We start from the raw sequence: 15,037 nt of genomic DNA on the forward strand, positions 1-15,037 counted from the left end.
TCCATTTATCTCTATCATAATGAATATTTAAAGTCTGGTGTTTTAGTGTATAGTTTATTATTAATAGTGGTAAATCAACAAACCCTGTTTATAAATCATCTTTCTCAAACAAAAGCAGTTCATCTATCCATCTTTCAGCTACTTTACAGCTAACATCAGAAAAAGACTTCAGTAAATTGCTGAAGCTAGTGGTTGTAATTTTAAAAGTTATATTTTTTGAGAATAATGATAAATACTTATATAGTCAATTCCTTGCATCTTCTTGCATTTTTTCTGTTTTCTTCTGTTGTTATTTAACTATCGAAGAAATCCTAGAGTGGGTAACCCCAAATAACACTTAATTCGACAGATGTCTTAATAAATTAGAGATACAACTATAGATGCACTCTATCTATAGACTAGAAGGCGCTTTAAACATTTATGGTGGACATTACAAATTCGTCTTCCCGTTGAATTCCTTCTTTATGGTATTGATAACATCGAGGATGCAAATAAATTTCTGGACTCTTATATTTATACTTTCAACAGCAACTTTACAGTATACCTTGAAGATATCTAGAGAGCTTTCACAAGCCCTCTCCTAGATATAACCTTGATTACTGCCTCATTGTAAAAATGTAGCGTCAAATCGTTAGGGGAGGTGTGCCCTCCTACGGAAGTAAGTTATTTAATATTGATGAATCAAGAGCTTGATTCATCCTCAAGGTGGCTCAAATTCCGAGCGTTCTATAGGTTATTATTAATAGTATGATTTGATGCAGATAAAGATATTCGCAGTATGTTGTAGGATATCTCTCTAAATAACTATGTTTAAAAAGATAATAACTCCTTAGAGAGTGAAATTTTGAAAGTTTACTAAAATTGGTTTTTATTGTTTAATACTACTTTGTTTAATGTGTGCAACACCCCATGTGTTCATAGAATCCAAGATTGGTTTCAATGAGTGTCCAAGTTCGGTCAGTGAGTATTCTACCCTCGGTGGTACTTCCGGATAGACCTTTCTATCAACTATTCCGTCTGACTCCAACTGTTTAAGCTGCTGCGTTAACATCTTCTGGCTTATTCCACTAATTCCTTTACTTAGTTCAGAGAATCTTTGTGTTCCGTTATTAAGCAGATTTCTTATTATTAGGACTTTCCATTTATGCCCTATCAAATTTACAGTATATTCAATCGGACATGATTTATCACATGGCATTATGCTTCCTCCAATTCATCTTTATTAAATACTTACTATTTGGTTAGTATTGAACCGAAAAGTGCCTTCTTGTAAAAAGAAAGTAACTATACTATGATAATTTTACAGTAACTCATTTGTAAACTCAAGCGCTTGTAATTTATTCATTGTTATTGCTGCATACTGAAATAAATGTTGGTACTATGAAAAATTTAATAAAAAAATATACACCGATATTATTCGGATTACTAATGAGCAGTTTTACATCATGTATTATTTCCTCTGCTTTAGGATTTGTGGGCAATACATCTGGTATTTTTTTTATTAATTGGATAAAAGAGAGAATAATTATTCTTTATTTAGTTCTTCTATCGCAACATTTGTTCCCCTTATAATCAGAAAAGGGATTATAAAAATTACAGAGGATTGACTAAAAATATAAATACAACAAAACTATATAAAAAAGGAGAATTTGTTATGCAAAAAATTAACATTGAAAATATTTTAGACTTTGCAGTTGGCAAAAGTGCCCGCAAAGAAATATTCAAAGAAGGTCAGTTAGATATAGGTCTTTTGCTTTACGCCCCTGGACAAACAACACCTGATCATAAACATTCCAATATTGACGAAGTTTTTTATGTAATTTCCGGTGAAGGCACAATTACTATAAATAACGAACCAATGCTTGTAAAAGAAAAAGACATCATTTTTTCCCCTCATGATGAAACACATGGATTCCAAAATACGACTTCCTCTAATTGGGTCGTATTGCAGATTAAAATGGCATTACCAAAAGAAAACTGAATACAGAGCTTATAAACACTAAATAATGAACTAGGAGGTATTAATGAATGTTTACACACATTGATCATATTGCAATTTCTGTAAAAGACAGAAAAAAGTCTATTGACTTTTATGAAAAAAACTTTGGGTTTAAAAAATATTTTGAACATGATGTTCCTGGTGTACCCGAGATTGAAAAAGTTGTCTATCTTCAACTAGGTGAGACTGTATTAGAACTTGAGAATTGGACAAATAAAAAAGTGAATTCTGGATACCACTTTTGCCTTATTAGCGATGACTTCGATGCAGATTACGATAGACTCATAAAAGCAGGTGTACCTGTTGTGACTAAGCCGCATATCCCCAGTCCTAGAACCCCTGAAGAAAAGGGTTGGAAAAGGGTCGTCTTTAAAGGCCCGGACGACGAACATATCGAATTTCGAGGTTAAATCAAATCAATGAAAAAACTACTTGAAGTTCTAAATGTTATCTATTTACCGTTTTAAAAGTGCAGCTAAACCACGATAATTACAAATTATCGTGGTTTTTTATTGTCTTATTTAGAATTACCTTCCAAGTTTGAAGATGACGAGTATTAATGAATTGGAGGTGAACTAATGGAACATAATAACTTTGATAGGCTTAAACTGCCAGAAATACAAAAGGACTTACACGCGAATAGTTAGCTGAAATCATAAACATAACTCCTCGCTATCTCATGTCAATTGAAAATGAAAATAAGAAACCAAGCTACGATGTCCTGTTCCAGCTTGTCCGAGAGTTAATCATATAGAATTAAATAATAGACCTGCTGACAAAGTCTCTTTTTTAGAAAAAACATCTATGAATCCTGTATAACTACGTTATAATTCTAAAATAAATTCGGCTTTGCCAGCATGTCCAATAATTAAGAATTTCTTAATATCAAATTTTATGAATTATTCAATGGGAAGTTTTGAAAGCATTTCTGCCACATTAAAATACATTTGTTCAATTCCGTTTCGATCATATTTCATTCCACAAACCTCAATATGATCTGTATTATCCAATTCACCAAGATAATTCCATGTACCCTTTACGGCAGTTCCGTTATAATCCATCATTTGGTCTGTTGAACCAACCTTAGGGTTTATGGCTGATATCACACTCACAACTCCGTCATTTCTCCACCAGCTTTTATCTATAGGAACTTCACCACTCTTATTGTTTGTATACATACCCATAAATATCGAAGTTTTTATAAGAATCGGATTCATATTTTTATTTGGTACCTGAAAATGAGTTAATCGATCTTCATGAGTATTTACACATGCAATTGAAAAATAATTGATATCACTTTGTGCCTTAACATAGGAATTAAATTCCTGTGCTCCTTCCGGTGACAAATCCCAGATACTTAAATCCTTGCTTTTTTTCCAGATTTCACTGTTAATTACTTTATTGCTGTAGTCTAAACATGATTCGCCAGGTTTTCTTCTAAGTCCCCACTGATCTAATTGAAAATCGTAATTTAGGTCACCTAAATCAACCTTTCTGCCTTTTATTGCGGCAATGGCTGCAACAAATTGATGTGTGAGGGGCTCAATATCACATTTTATATGCGCTTCCTGACTTCCATCATGTGGAGTAGCAATAGATGTAATACTGGATACCCATGATTTTCCCCCAGTAAAAAGTGGATTGATGTTTTCGTCTGTGGTAAATTCTAATTCATCAGGATCTCCATTTTCTAAAAGCTGTGCCAATAGGCGGGTTGTCTGTCCTCCCATACTGTGTCCAATTAGGTGAACTTTCTGAATATTGCCAGATGAATCTTCTGTTCCAATTTCTTTGTACACGCCTGGATAACTTCGTCCGTATCTTGCATGTCCATATTTTTTAGAGTGTGATTCACCATAATCAACTGTGCCGCCTACAATATATGTATACAGCTCACATGCTCTATCCCAGTTACTTGAAACAGGTCCGATAGATGGAGAATATACAGTATAACCCTTCTCCCTAAGCTTTTTAGTCAGACTTTCCTGACCTCCCCAGTAATAAAGACCGGCTGCCTCATTGCTTCCCCAACCAAAACATCCATGTACCATAACTATGGGATAATCATTTCCAACTACCATAGCATCACTGTTATCAACAGCTTTTACAGTAGAAATTGAAGTGAAACCAAAAATTGTACACATGATAAGAATAGATGCCATAAACCTTTTAAAATAAGATTTTTTCATACCCATGCTCCTTTACATTATAAATTCTGTAGTCAGCAGCTAGGCTATAGAACTTATTTTATTTTGATCAAATTAATAGTAACTTTCAATTGGAGTATCCTAATGTTAATTATTCTTAACAGGACATTAAAGAAGGTTAGTTCGTTCATTTTTGATAGAGTACTATAGGGTTCCACAATGAAAATTTAACTTATGCATGATTTTAATTTCCATAACAAAAAGTCTTTTCTTGAATGAAGAATTAAGAATTAAAGATGAAGAATTATGGTTAAAACTCCACGGCCCAAGCCTTTGGACTTTTTAAAAACAAATTTTATTTTAAGAAATTCACCTTTAGTGAATTTTTTCCTAAATTCTTCATTCTTCATTATTAATCCTTAATTTCTAAGGATTTAAGCTGTTTTTATAGAAAATTTATTTTCCAGAGTATATATTAAGTTTTCATATTGTATCCCTATATATTATTACAAAAGCTTGTCCACTGACTTAAGTATCACATGCTGCTTACTCAAGTGTTTCATCTCTAATGATAGCCGTATTAAGGCATTTTCATTGGATAAAAGCTGATTATATGAGACTTTAATCAGTATTTTACTTAGGATATTCCTTTTCTGATTTCTCCATTTTTTCTATAGAAAGGTAGTGATACCATAAAGAAAGCAAATGACTTATCTGCCTCACTTATAAGTGTTGATGTTTATGCCTACGAAAATATTATCTGAATTTTAGACTGTGACCAGAGAAAACTTCTTTAATTTACTGTCCCCAATGCTCAATTTGATGTGGATAAGATTATTGATAAACTTTCCGTATTTTTGTAATTTCACCTCCTTTTAGCTACCTTTCTTTTTGCTAATATTTTATTAGTTGTTAATGTCTTCGTTATAGCATACCATTATATTACAGTCAATCTTATGAAATGACTATAATAAGCCTAAAATACCAAATATCCAAAAATATCTTCCTTTTTTTAACTATTACATTATTTTCCTATTTCGAAAAAATAAAAAAGGAGAACCTCTAGATTCTCCACTACGAATGATAGCTTCAATTCAGCAATACAGCTCTGATGAGAAAGCTTTCTTTTTCCAAATCTTTTCCGTTTAAAAATTTATTTGCAAAAGCATATAGTATTGATTCGACATCATACTTATAGTCATTGTTTATATCTTTTACTACGTGTATAGCATTAATTATTTTATCCGCTATCCCTATTTTTCCTCCCATAATAGGAGTGAATGTTAAATATATTATATCTTGTTTTGTAATATCCTTGCCTAATTTTATTTTTTCAACAAATTGAACTATTTCTAATTATAACTTAAATTTCCAGCCATTTTTAAAGATCATATTTAATTAAATATCTTTTGATGAAATGTATTCAGCGAATCCTCTCACTCTCTATCTAAGCTTTCACTACAAACCTTCTCTATCTTATTTGCAGCTGCACTAGCTCCTCCAGCTTTCTGTAAGCTTTTAGAAATCACTTCTGCATTTCTTTTGTAGGATATATCATTCAATACTTGTAAAACAGTTTCTCGAATACTACTTGCAGTATCTGACTTTAATCTTTTTCCAGCATTTAGTTCTGCTACTCGGTTGGCCACCATAGCTTCTTCACTGTGTAATGGAAATAAAACGGATGGTACACCAAAATATAAACTTTCACTTATGCTATTCATCCCACAATGAGTAATAAACACATCAGTCTGCTGTAAAACTTTTAATTGTTCAACTTTGGGATAAACTTTAAAATTGTCTGGTAACTTATCAAAACTAAAGATATCTGCCTTTTCTCCAACAGACATGATAACTTGGCAATTTACATCAGCTAATGCCTGAATACAGTTTTGATAAAAATGTCTATTTTGATTCAACACCGTTCCTAATGAAATATAAATCAGTGGATATTTCTTTTCAATTTGTTCAGCTTCTGGAACTCGGAAAGAAGGTCCTACAAAAGCATACTTATCTGAAAATGTTTCTACCATAGGCTGAAATTCTTTAGATGTATAAATGATTGTATCAGTATCATTGTCATTTTGAATAATGCTTATAAAGTTTTTTACATTATAGCCTTTTTCCTGGAGCAGCTTTATCTTTTTATTAATTCTTGGAATGCCTATAAACATACGGAACACTTCTTTTAGACTCTGTTTTATTAACTTTGCAGTATGTTTGTTCATTGCAAAGGTCGTAGTAGAGCAAATATATGGTACATTTAATTTTATTGCAAATAATTTTCCCCAAATACATATAGAATCTGATACTATACAGTGCGGCTTAAATTCTTTAAGCTCTTTACATACCTTTTCATCTAGACTCATAGTCATATCTGCTGTCATCTCTATAAGGGATGCAAAATCCTTTCCCACTTTCTTTTCTATATCTGGCGTAAGTTCTGGCAAATAGCTATCGCATGGAATAAATTTTGCACCTGCGTTTTCAATCTTCTCCTGAAACTCATAAAAGGAATAATACCAAACTTCATGACCACGTTTTACCAATTCATCTACTACTGCTATAGTAGGATTAGTGTGCCCATGAGCTGGGATGCTGAAAAATACTATTTTACTCATCATCTTCTCCTTCAGACTCACTCAATTTTTTTATTTCTTTAGCAAAAACAAGTGAATCTTCTTCCGATTCCAATGGATAAATCTCCCGTGCTTTACCTGCAAAAATTGCATCAGCAATCTTAGAAAAAATCTCATACCGTTCAATTGCAATACCTTTTTGGGCATCTGCAAGCAAAATTAAAGTATCTCCTGGAGAAATATCAAACATATCTCTCACTTCCTTTGGAATAACAATCTGTCCCTTTGGACCTACCTTCACAGAACCCATATATTTATCTTCCGAAGCTTTTTTATTCATAGCAATCTTCCTTTCAGTATTACTTTTTATACTAGTTATACTTAACATACTCTTGTATTGAAATTTTGTCAATGTAACTAACTTAAATATTACAAAAAACTCCTAAACTATCAGTCTAGGAGTGTATAACATATATTTGAAAGTAAATCGCTAAAACTATCCCATTGATTTTATATCTATAAGTGTTTTTTTATTCTTCGCTACCTACTGACAAATTAATTTCTTCATACGTTATAACCTTATTTTTGCTATCTCCAAACTTTCTAACAACTGGCGTAGGATTTTGATTAAAATTCATGCTTAAACTTTGATTTGAATAGTGCCCTGCTGGATCAATGTAGTATTTAAAATCTATTATTTTTTCTACATCTATTTCTGCATAAGCTATTCCTTCTGTTTCTGCTGGGATCATTTCACTTATTGGTTCTCCATCTGGTCCATAAATGCAAGTATGTCCACTCTTGAATGTATCAAAGTATTCTCTTTGTTCAGGGGTTAAACAAATCATATCTTTCATTTCTTCTGAATAAATTGATGAAGTCATTAATACAAATGTTTGAGTAGAAATTGCATAGTATCTGCTTGATATTTCATCATTGAAATATCCTGGCCAAGATGCTACATGAACTTGCTCATTTTGTGAATTCATTGCTAAAAGATCTAATGGCACTTGATGTTCCCAGCACATACATCCACCTAAATTACCTATTTCGGTTTCAAATACTGGCATTAAACTTCCGCTTCCATCTCCCCAGATTAATCTTTCTGCAACTGAAGCTCTCATTTTTCTATGCTTTCCGATTAAATCTCCATCTGGATTAAACCATAATTGTGATAAATATAATGAACCGTTATCTTTTTCACTACAAGAAATACATACATATGTTTTATTTCTTTTAGCTGCTTCACTTATTTTTTGAACTGCTAAACTTGGAATTTCAACTGCATTTTTGTATAATTCATGATAGAATTTTCTTGTATATTCAGGATGTCCGATAAATGCAAACCAAGGATAACCTGGAAGGAATGCTTCTGGAAATGCAACTAATTTTGCTCCATTTGATGCTGCTTCATCAATTAATCTACAAGATTTCTCAACTGTTGCATCTAAATCTAAATATACTGGTGCAGCCTGAACTGCAGCTCCTATGAATTTTGGGTATTGTTTTGCCATAATTATATCCTCCTTTAATTTAACAAAAAAGACGTATTAAGTTATTATTTTTCACTTACATACTTCTTACAATTATGGTATTATAGTGTAATCTATATATCAACAAGTAAAATTCAGATCTGTGCTAGTACAGTACTTAAGGAGTGATTCATTTTGCTTAAATATGAAGAGATTATAGAATATATTAAAAACAGTATAAAAACAGAGAAATTAAATCATCCAAAAAAATTGCCTTCTATAAGATTTATTCAAAAATTGTTTCAGTGTAGTACTGGCACAGTTTTAAAAGCTTATTCAAAGCTTGAACAAGATCATATTATCTATTCTGTACCTAAAAGTGGATATTACATAGTTGATAATTTTTATAAGCTAAGTACTGCTAAGGAAACTATAATTGATTTTTCAGCTGTAAATTTAAGTGCTGAAGCTTTTCCATATGAGAATTTTCAACACTGTCTAAATAAATCAATAGATTTATACAAAGAGAAACTATTTTCTTATTCCGATCCTAGAGGCTTGAACTCATTAATTAATGTGCTATCAAAACATATTCAAAACTATCAAATATTTGCAAAGCCAGATAATATACTTATTACATCAAGCTCTCAACAAGCATTAAACATATTATCAATAATGCCGTTTCCGAACGGAAAATCTAATATTCTAATTGAACAGCCTACATACCATGGAATGATAAAATCTTTGGAGCTTAATAATATTCCAGTTTTGGGCATAAATAGAGATTTTAATGGACTAGATTTATATGAATTAGAAAAATTATTTAAATATGGAAATATAAAATTTTTTTACAGTATACCTCGATTTCATAATCCAACTGGAACTTCATATAGTAAACTTGAAAAACAAGAAATTGTTAAATTAGCTCATAAATATGACGTATACATTGTTGAAGATGATATTGCTGCTGATTTAGATATGAATAAAAAAAATGATCCAATGTTTTCTTATGATATTTCTTCAAAAGTAATCTATCTTAAAAGTTATTCAAAAATACTTATGCCTGGTTTGAGAGTTGCTGCTCTCATATTACCTGATTTATTAATTAATAGTTTTTTAGAACATAAAAAATGGACTGATATAAATAGCCCTATACTATCTCAGGGAGCCTTAGAAATATACATAAAAAACGGAATGTTCGATACTTATATGAAGCAATTAGTTAATTTATATGCCGAACGCATAGGCTCTTTAAAAAATACTTTATTAAAATATAAACATCCAAGAATAAAATATAATATTCCTGAATCAGGATATTTTGGTTGTATTTATGCGGATGGCTCTTTAAAACATGATAAAATACTTAATTCATTACACCATAAAAATATCAAAATATTTAATACAACTGAATGTTTTCTTAAGGAATATAGATGCAATAATTATTTCAGAATTACTATAAGCGAAGTAAATAACAATCAAATAATGAAAAATGTTCCTATAATACTTGATACTATAAAAAAGTACTTGGTCTAAAATAAGTTTAACTTAAACAAAGAATTAAATAATTATAGAGGAGAAATTAAAGTTCAATAATCCAATATGTCTGTTGTTGATGAAGCGAAAGCATTATCTATTTATTGCAATTTCTTATCTATTGGATTAGTGGATATGAAGAAAATACAATTAAAATACATTTCTATGACATTGAACGGCACTCTATTCATATCAGTATGAAATAAAAAAACTAAGACAGGGAAATAACGAATTAAGAGAGGATTTAGAACTAAAAAACTCATAGAATTCTTTTCTATGTCTATATGTGTTGATTTATACTTAAAATTGGTTCTTCGTCAAATTTGATGAAAGCCACCATTTGGTGGCTTTCAGGATACATACTAGCATTAGTTACGCTAGTATAATCTTTAAGTATACCTTTTACAAAGCTTTTTATCTCTTTAATTTTAGAATTAGAATAATGTGATATCCATTCATCTAAGAGGTTTGGATTCTTACCATTTAGTACTTCTTGTAGTGAAGCTATCGCTAAAAACGCTTCATCTAACATTACCCCTCCCCCTAAGTCAAATTTAATTAATTATTTAATGCTATAATCTAAATTTACTTAAGATATAATTATGAACCGTCCCTTATATGTTGAAACTATATTTTTATTCTAGCGAAAGAGGCAATACTGAATAATTACCATTTCTTATTATTTCATCAAATTTAAAGTTTACAGGTTGTTTAAAAAGTGGTCCATCATATACAAAAGTGTGGTATTCTCCGTTTTCTCCACAAATATCTGCGCCTTCAGCTACAATTTCTTCTATAAGTTCTTTTGTTAAAGTTTTTCCTAGAAACTTTTCACTAAGTCTAGATGAATCCACAATGGTTATAACAGCTTTAAATCCACTTTCTATAAATTCATAAACCAATTCTTTTCTACTTTCATTCCAAAGTGGAAATATACTTTCAATCTTAGCAGCTTTACAACGAGAATCACACCAGTCATAATGAGCTTGTATATCAATATCACCAAAAATGCAAGCATTAACACCGCTGTCTTTAAGTTTTAACAATGCCTTTTCAAAATCTTTAGCGTAGTCGTCTCCAGCTCCTGTTTTTACAAGCTCTAAAGGAATATCTATAAGTTGTGAAACTTTATTCAAAACCTCTACTGGTACCCCATGAAACCATGAACGATTAGCACTCTCGTTATAAGTAGTCAGTAAGCTTACTGGCTCATACCCGCTTTCTATAGCTCGATACAGTGCAAGCATACCGTCCTTCCCTCCACTATAAGATGCTACAAATTTTATCTTTTTACTCATACTCATTTCTCCTTATTTTTACTGCCTTTTGCTCAGATTCACAACTGTCTCCACATATATTTTGGCTATAAGATGATACTGATACGTAGAAATATTAGAATAGACTCCCTATGCCCCCTTGAATTAAAGAGACATGATCACTTACTTTAGATTTATACTTTTACGCAATAATTACAATACTAAACAGTTATGCGTTCACTAGTAATTCACATGGTCTGAGAAACTGCTCAAAAAATTTCTTTCTCATTTTATCATCTCCAATAATAGTAGCCATTTTTACCATATTAAACAAACCAGCTCGACCACCTTGTTCAATAACAAAATTCTTAATCTGGTCTGATGTTTTTGTATTTTTCCACAATATTGCTATCAGTATGTGATGATGTTCACAATTTCCAAATCCCCATACATATGGATTAAGTTTTTCTTAATAAATTAAAACCTTCGGCATGGTCTTCCTTCTGCCATTGACAAATACATCATAACGAATAACATTATAACAAAAAAAGACTGGATAATAAAAATCCAATCTTTTTGTAATCTGAAATGCAGCTCTTCATTCATCCATCATTTATTCTCGGCCTTATTCTATAAAATTCTATAGGGTTTGCTTTTCATTTTATAATTAAAAATGGTTTCACCAATATATTAGTTAACTAAAAATAACGTCAACTTTCCTTCTTTAATAATAGCATTCTAAAATAATTTCATCAACGATACATATCCCGGCTCTGCCAGTATTCCTTCCCCTTTAGGGTAATCCTACTGCCGCCTCTTCCCTTTCTGATTTTTACAAAACCCTTTTCCTCCATGTCCTTTAAAATATCCCGAATCTCCTTTTGAGATAATAAAAGATGCTGGCCCTTCGCCTTTAGCATCAATTTATCCCTTCCGATAAACTCATCCCGCTCCACTGCCATATAAAGCTCTTCTAGAACGAACCAAAAGGGCGAAGGCACCTCCTGCAGTCTCTCCTTCTTCTCCACATTCACCGTTCTAAATGTCCGACCATGGAAAATAGTAGGCGGTAAATCGTCCATCTCAATCACCTGTTTTCCGGTATAAACAAAGTATTCCACTGTGTTATGCAGTTCCCGGATATTTCCCGGCCAGGAATACTGACGCAGAAAATGTTTTACTTCCTCTGATAACCTAAAGTCACCCTGGAGCTCCTCTTTAAAATGCTCCATCAAAAGAAAAACATCCTCTCCCCGTTCCCGTAACGTCGGTACTACAACCGTCAAGGTATTCAGGCGATAATACAGGTCCTTTCGGAAGCTTCCTTCCTCCACCTTCTGATCCAGAGATTCATTGGTTGCTGCAACAATTCTGACATCAACACTTATGATTCCGCTACCGCCTACACGCATGACTTCGCCTTCCTGCAGAATTCTTAGTAGCTTTACCTGCATGGCCTGACTCATCCCTTCTACTTCATCGAGAAATAGGGTACCACCATGGGCAAATTCAAACAGACCGGGACGTCCTCCTTTTTTTGCACCAGTAAATGCACCTTCTTCATAGCCAAAAAGCTCGCTTTCCAAAAGATTTTCCGGCATGGCTGCCACATTAATGGCTATAAAAGGGCTCTTGCTCCGTTTAGATGCACAATGCACCGCATGAACCAACAGTTCTTTTCCCGTTCCTGTCTCACCTACAATTAAAACCGGACTTTCGGTAGCTGCCATCCTTTTTAAAATCCTCTTCGTCTGACAGATACAATCTGACTCTCCGATTACATCATCAAAGGTATACTTGGCACAATGACCCTTTTTCAGCAGCTGGCTTCTTAACTCATTCTGCTTGGATTCCAGCTCACTAAATTCCTGCAGGGTAGCAAATGCACCGATGCATTCCTTCTGACGTAGAACCGGTATAACTGCAATACTTACGTTTACGCCACCCAACTTAATCACTTTAGGTGGAATTTCTTTCTTGTCCCTCAGGGCGCTATAAAAGGGAATATACGGAAATACTTTTTCCCCACATCTGCCAAGAACAAGATTCTCCTCAATCTTTGCAATTTGGCAGGCTTTCTTGTTGCATGCAAAGATTTCACCCTTTTCATTAACACCTACCAGTCCCTCATCCAATATTTCCATCAAAATATGGAACTGACTTTCCAGTCTTCTAGAACGGCCGTATATCTGATTAAAACTGTAATTATTCGTTGCCATTTCATGAAAATAATTCTGGAATTTTTTCGTCTCCAGCAGCTCTTCAAGTTCTAGACGCAAAGCAATCTCAATCATCATCCCCGAAGTACAGGAACGGTGTCCGATATTTAAAACCTTCTTTATGCTCTGAGGTACATATCTCTCCTCCTCCGGCGTTACAGCCATATCCACCGGCTCTTCCAAAATATCACCTGGATAAAATGGAATAAAACGAATATGATTTATTCCCAGCTGCTGCAGCTGTGCAATAGCCTCCCGGGCCATGGTATCCGTCAAGTTTACAAAAAGCGCTCGAGTTCCCTTTGGTATCATACTGAGTTTTTGCAGTGTACTCCACCGATAAGAAACCTCAATGCCCATGGTTAGGCTGTCTATAGGAACATGGCGGGCCACCTCTTCTGCAGAACCATATGCATCTGTTGAAATCACAAATAAATCTGCCTTGGGCAACGTTCCCATGGCAGACCCGTCACTCACACTGTATGTTGTTATTTCTACATATTCCCTAAACAGTTCATTGATTTCTTTTGCATAAAATTCTCCGGCCTTGGAATCCAAAACTACTACAGATATCGTTTTTTTCATGTTTCCTCCACATTTCCTCATGTTTTCTCTTATTTTCTCATATTAGCTACATCTATTATAACTTAAATAATAAGTGAATACAATTTGCTCCTTTTTTATATCTTCACTTAAGTTTCCACACCTATATGCTATATTTAAGCTGTGCATAACAAAATGCATTCAATGGAAAAATGCTTATGAAGTTATCACTAAAAAATGAACAAAAGCAAATTCTATCACCAAAAATAATTCAGTCATTAAAAATCCTCCAGATAGCTGCCGCACAGCTTCTAGAAAACCCGGTTCTGGAGCTGAGTGAAAAGCAACCGACTTCACTACTGCACAGGACTGAACGGAATTGTTCTTCATCATTCCAATGAAGCCTGGCAGCAGCTCCGGTACCGCCGGCCACTCCTCCTATAATTATCATTTTCACCACATTCTCCTTATATGATAAAAGGATGCTGCAAACGCTGTTATCCCACCATGCGTTTTTATGTAGCATCCCCTTTCTTTTTATTTTATTTTTTGTCTCTTTAACAGCCAATCCTTGGCTTACACTAAGTATCTGCGTTAGGTCCGATATTTCTTCCAGGTCTTTTTCTTAACCTTCTAAAACCTTTTTGATATCCATGGTCAGTTCATTGTTCTCTAAAACAAAGCATGGAATTCCCAGGCTTTCTGTTCCTCTGATTTCATCGTAAAGAGCATTAGTATCTCTCAGTTTTAAATATTCCTTTAAATCTGCATGGCAGGACAGGATATCCTTAAAATCAATATCTGCTCCACCAGCAGAAAGCTTGTTTAATGCAGCTAAAGTATCTGGGCAAAGATGGCTTCCAATTACAGTAATCTTCATATTATTTCCTCCTTATTTTACAGCAATTGCTTCAATTTCACATAATACACCCTTTGGAAGGGTCTTTACTGCCACACAACTGCGGGCCGGCTTTGATACGAAATATTTTGCATAAACTTCATTAAAAATTGCAAAATCCCCCATATCTGCTAAAAAGCAAGTAGTCTTAAATACTTTTTCAAACCCTGTGCCTGCCGCTTCTAGGATGGCACCTACATTTTCACAGCTTTGTTTTGCTTGTTCTGCAATTTCCTCTGGTATTTCTCCACTTTCTGGATTAACCGGAATCTGACCAGAAGTGTAAACTATTCCGTTCACCTCATATCCTTGAGAGTATGGTCCAATAGCTCCGGGAGCTTTTGTTGTTTCGATAATTTTCATGTTTCTTCTTCCTTTCTTTATTATGTCT

General features: G+C 33.3%; 14 protein-coding genes and 1 pseudogene. 3 read left to right on the forward strand and 12 right to left on the reverse strand.

Going from position 1 to position 15,037, the window contains the following annotated elements; all coding sequences use genetic code 11:
* Positions 1 to 868 precede the first annotated feature (868 nt).
* Positions 869 to 1,198, reverse strand: a complete 330-nt coding sequence (locus ACWPW7_RS20280) for a winged helix-turn-helix transcriptional regulator (RefSeq protein WP_454055005.1) — start codon at positions 1,196 to 1,198, stop codon at positions 869 to 871.
* Between the two features lie 456 nt (positions 1,199 to 1,654).
* Here ACWPW7_RS20280 and ACWPW7_RS20285 point away from each other — a divergent pair, with 456 nt between their 5' ends.
* A complete protein-coding gene (locus ACWPW7_RS20285; RefSeq protein ID WP_454055006.1) occupies positions 1,655 to 1,981 on the forward strand; it encodes a cupin domain-containing protein in 327 nt (108 codons plus the stop codon).
* Positions 1,982 to 2,028: 47 nt separating this feature from the next.
* Positions 2,029 to 2,409 carry a VOC family protein gene (locus ACWPW7_RS20290; RefSeq protein ID WP_454055007.1) on the forward strand — a complete coding sequence of 127 codons (381 nt, stop codon included), beginning with the start codon at positions 2,029 to 2,031 and terminating at the stop codon, positions 2,407 to 2,409.
* Between the two features lie 489 nt (positions 2,410 to 2,898).
* Here the strand turns inward: ACWPW7_RS20290 and ACWPW7_RS20295 are convergent, their stop codons facing one another.
* From ACWPW7_RS20295 to ACWPW7_RS20315, 5 genes and pseudogenes are all read right to left on the reverse strand, one after another.
* On the reverse strand, positions 2,899 to 4,188 hold the full coding sequence (locus ACWPW7_RS20295; protein WP_454055008.1) for an esterase/lipase family protein: 1,290 nt from the start codon (positions 4,186 to 4,188) through the stop codon (positions 2,899 to 2,901).
* Positions 4,189 to 5,271: 1,083 nt separating this feature from the next.
* Positions 5,272 to 5,484: pseudogene (locus tag ACWPW7_RS20300) on the reverse strand (hypothetical protein); the annotation flags it as partial.
* Between the two features lie 98 nt (positions 5,485 to 5,582).
* Positions 5,583 to 6,767: a macrolide family glycosyltransferase gene (locus ACWPW7_RS20305; RefSeq protein ID WP_454055009.1), complete on the reverse strand. Its 1,185-nt coding sequence runs from the start codon at positions 6,765 to 6,767 to the stop codon at positions 5,583 to 5,585.
* Positions 6,760 to 7,065, reverse strand: coding sequence for an AbrB/MazE/SpoVT family DNA-binding domain-containing protein (locus tag ACWPW7_RS20310; RefSeq protein ID WP_454055554.1), 306 nt, complete (start codon positions 7,063 to 7,065; stop codon positions 6,760 to 6,762). Before ACWPW7_RS20310 ends, ACWPW7_RS20305 begins: the two co-directional genes overlap by 8 nt.
* Positions 7,066 to 7,255: 190 nt before the next feature.
* Positions 7,256 to 8,239, reverse strand: a complete 984-nt coding sequence (locus tag ACWPW7_RS20315; protein ID WP_454055010.1) for a carbon-nitrogen hydrolase family protein — start codon at positions 8,237 to 8,239, stop codon at positions 7,256 to 7,258.
* A gap of 153 nt (positions 8,240 to 8,392) precedes the next feature.
* Here ACWPW7_RS20315 and ACWPW7_RS20320 point away from each other — a divergent pair, with 153 nt between their 5' ends.
* Positions 8,393 to 9,730, forward strand: coding sequence for an aminotransferase-like domain-containing protein (locus tag ACWPW7_RS20320; RefSeq protein ID WP_454055011.1), 1,338 nt, complete (start codon positions 8,393 to 8,395; stop codon positions 9,728 to 9,730).
* 280 nt (positions 9,731 to 10,010) lie between these two features.
* Here ACWPW7_RS20320 and ACWPW7_RS20325 read toward each other — a convergent pair whose 3' ends face one another.
* From ACWPW7_RS20325 to ACWPW7_RS20350, 6 genes are all read right to left on the reverse strand, one after another.
* Positions 10,011 to 10,262 carry a hypothetical protein gene (locus ACWPW7_RS20325; protein ID WP_454055012.1) on the reverse strand — a complete coding sequence of 84 codons (252 nt, stop codon included), beginning with the start codon at positions 10,260 to 10,262 and terminating at the stop codon, positions 10,011 to 10,013.
* 103 nt (positions 10,263 to 10,365) lie between these two features.
* A complete protein-coding gene (locus ACWPW7_RS20330) occupies positions 10,366 to 11,028 on the reverse strand; it encodes a Dph6-related ATP pyrophosphatase (RefSeq protein WP_454055013.1) in 663 nt (220 codons plus the stop codon).
* A 710-nt stretch (positions 11,029 to 11,738) separates the two neighbouring features.
* Positions 11,739 to 13,790, reverse strand: coding sequence for a sigma-54 interaction domain-containing protein (locus ACWPW7_RS20335; protein ID WP_454055014.1), 2,052 nt, complete (start codon positions 13,788 to 13,790; stop codon positions 11,739 to 11,741).
* Positions 13,791 to 14,019: 229 nt separating this feature from the next.
* Complete coding sequence (locus ACWPW7_RS20340; protein WP_454055015.1) at positions 14,020 to 14,316, reverse strand: hypothetical protein; 297 nt, start codon at positions 14,314 to 14,316, stop codon at positions 14,020 to 14,022.
* A gap of 57 nt (positions 14,317 to 14,373) precedes the next feature.
* Positions 14,374 to 14,628, reverse strand: a complete 255-nt coding sequence (locus ACWPW7_RS20345) for a glutaredoxin (RefSeq protein WP_454055016.1) — start codon at positions 14,626 to 14,628, stop codon at positions 14,374 to 14,376.
* 12 nt (positions 14,629 to 14,640) lie between these two features.
* The gene (locus ACWPW7_RS20350; RefSeq protein WP_454055017.1) at positions 14,641 to 15,009 is read right to left on the reverse strand and encodes a RidA family protein; all 369 of its coding nucleotides are present in this window, start codon (positions 15,007 to 15,009) and stop codon (positions 14,641 to 14,643) included.
* Positions 15,010 to 15,037: the final 28 nt, after the last annotated feature.

The sequence above is a fragment of the Clostridium sp. Marseille-Q7071 genome (assembly GCF_965112025.1).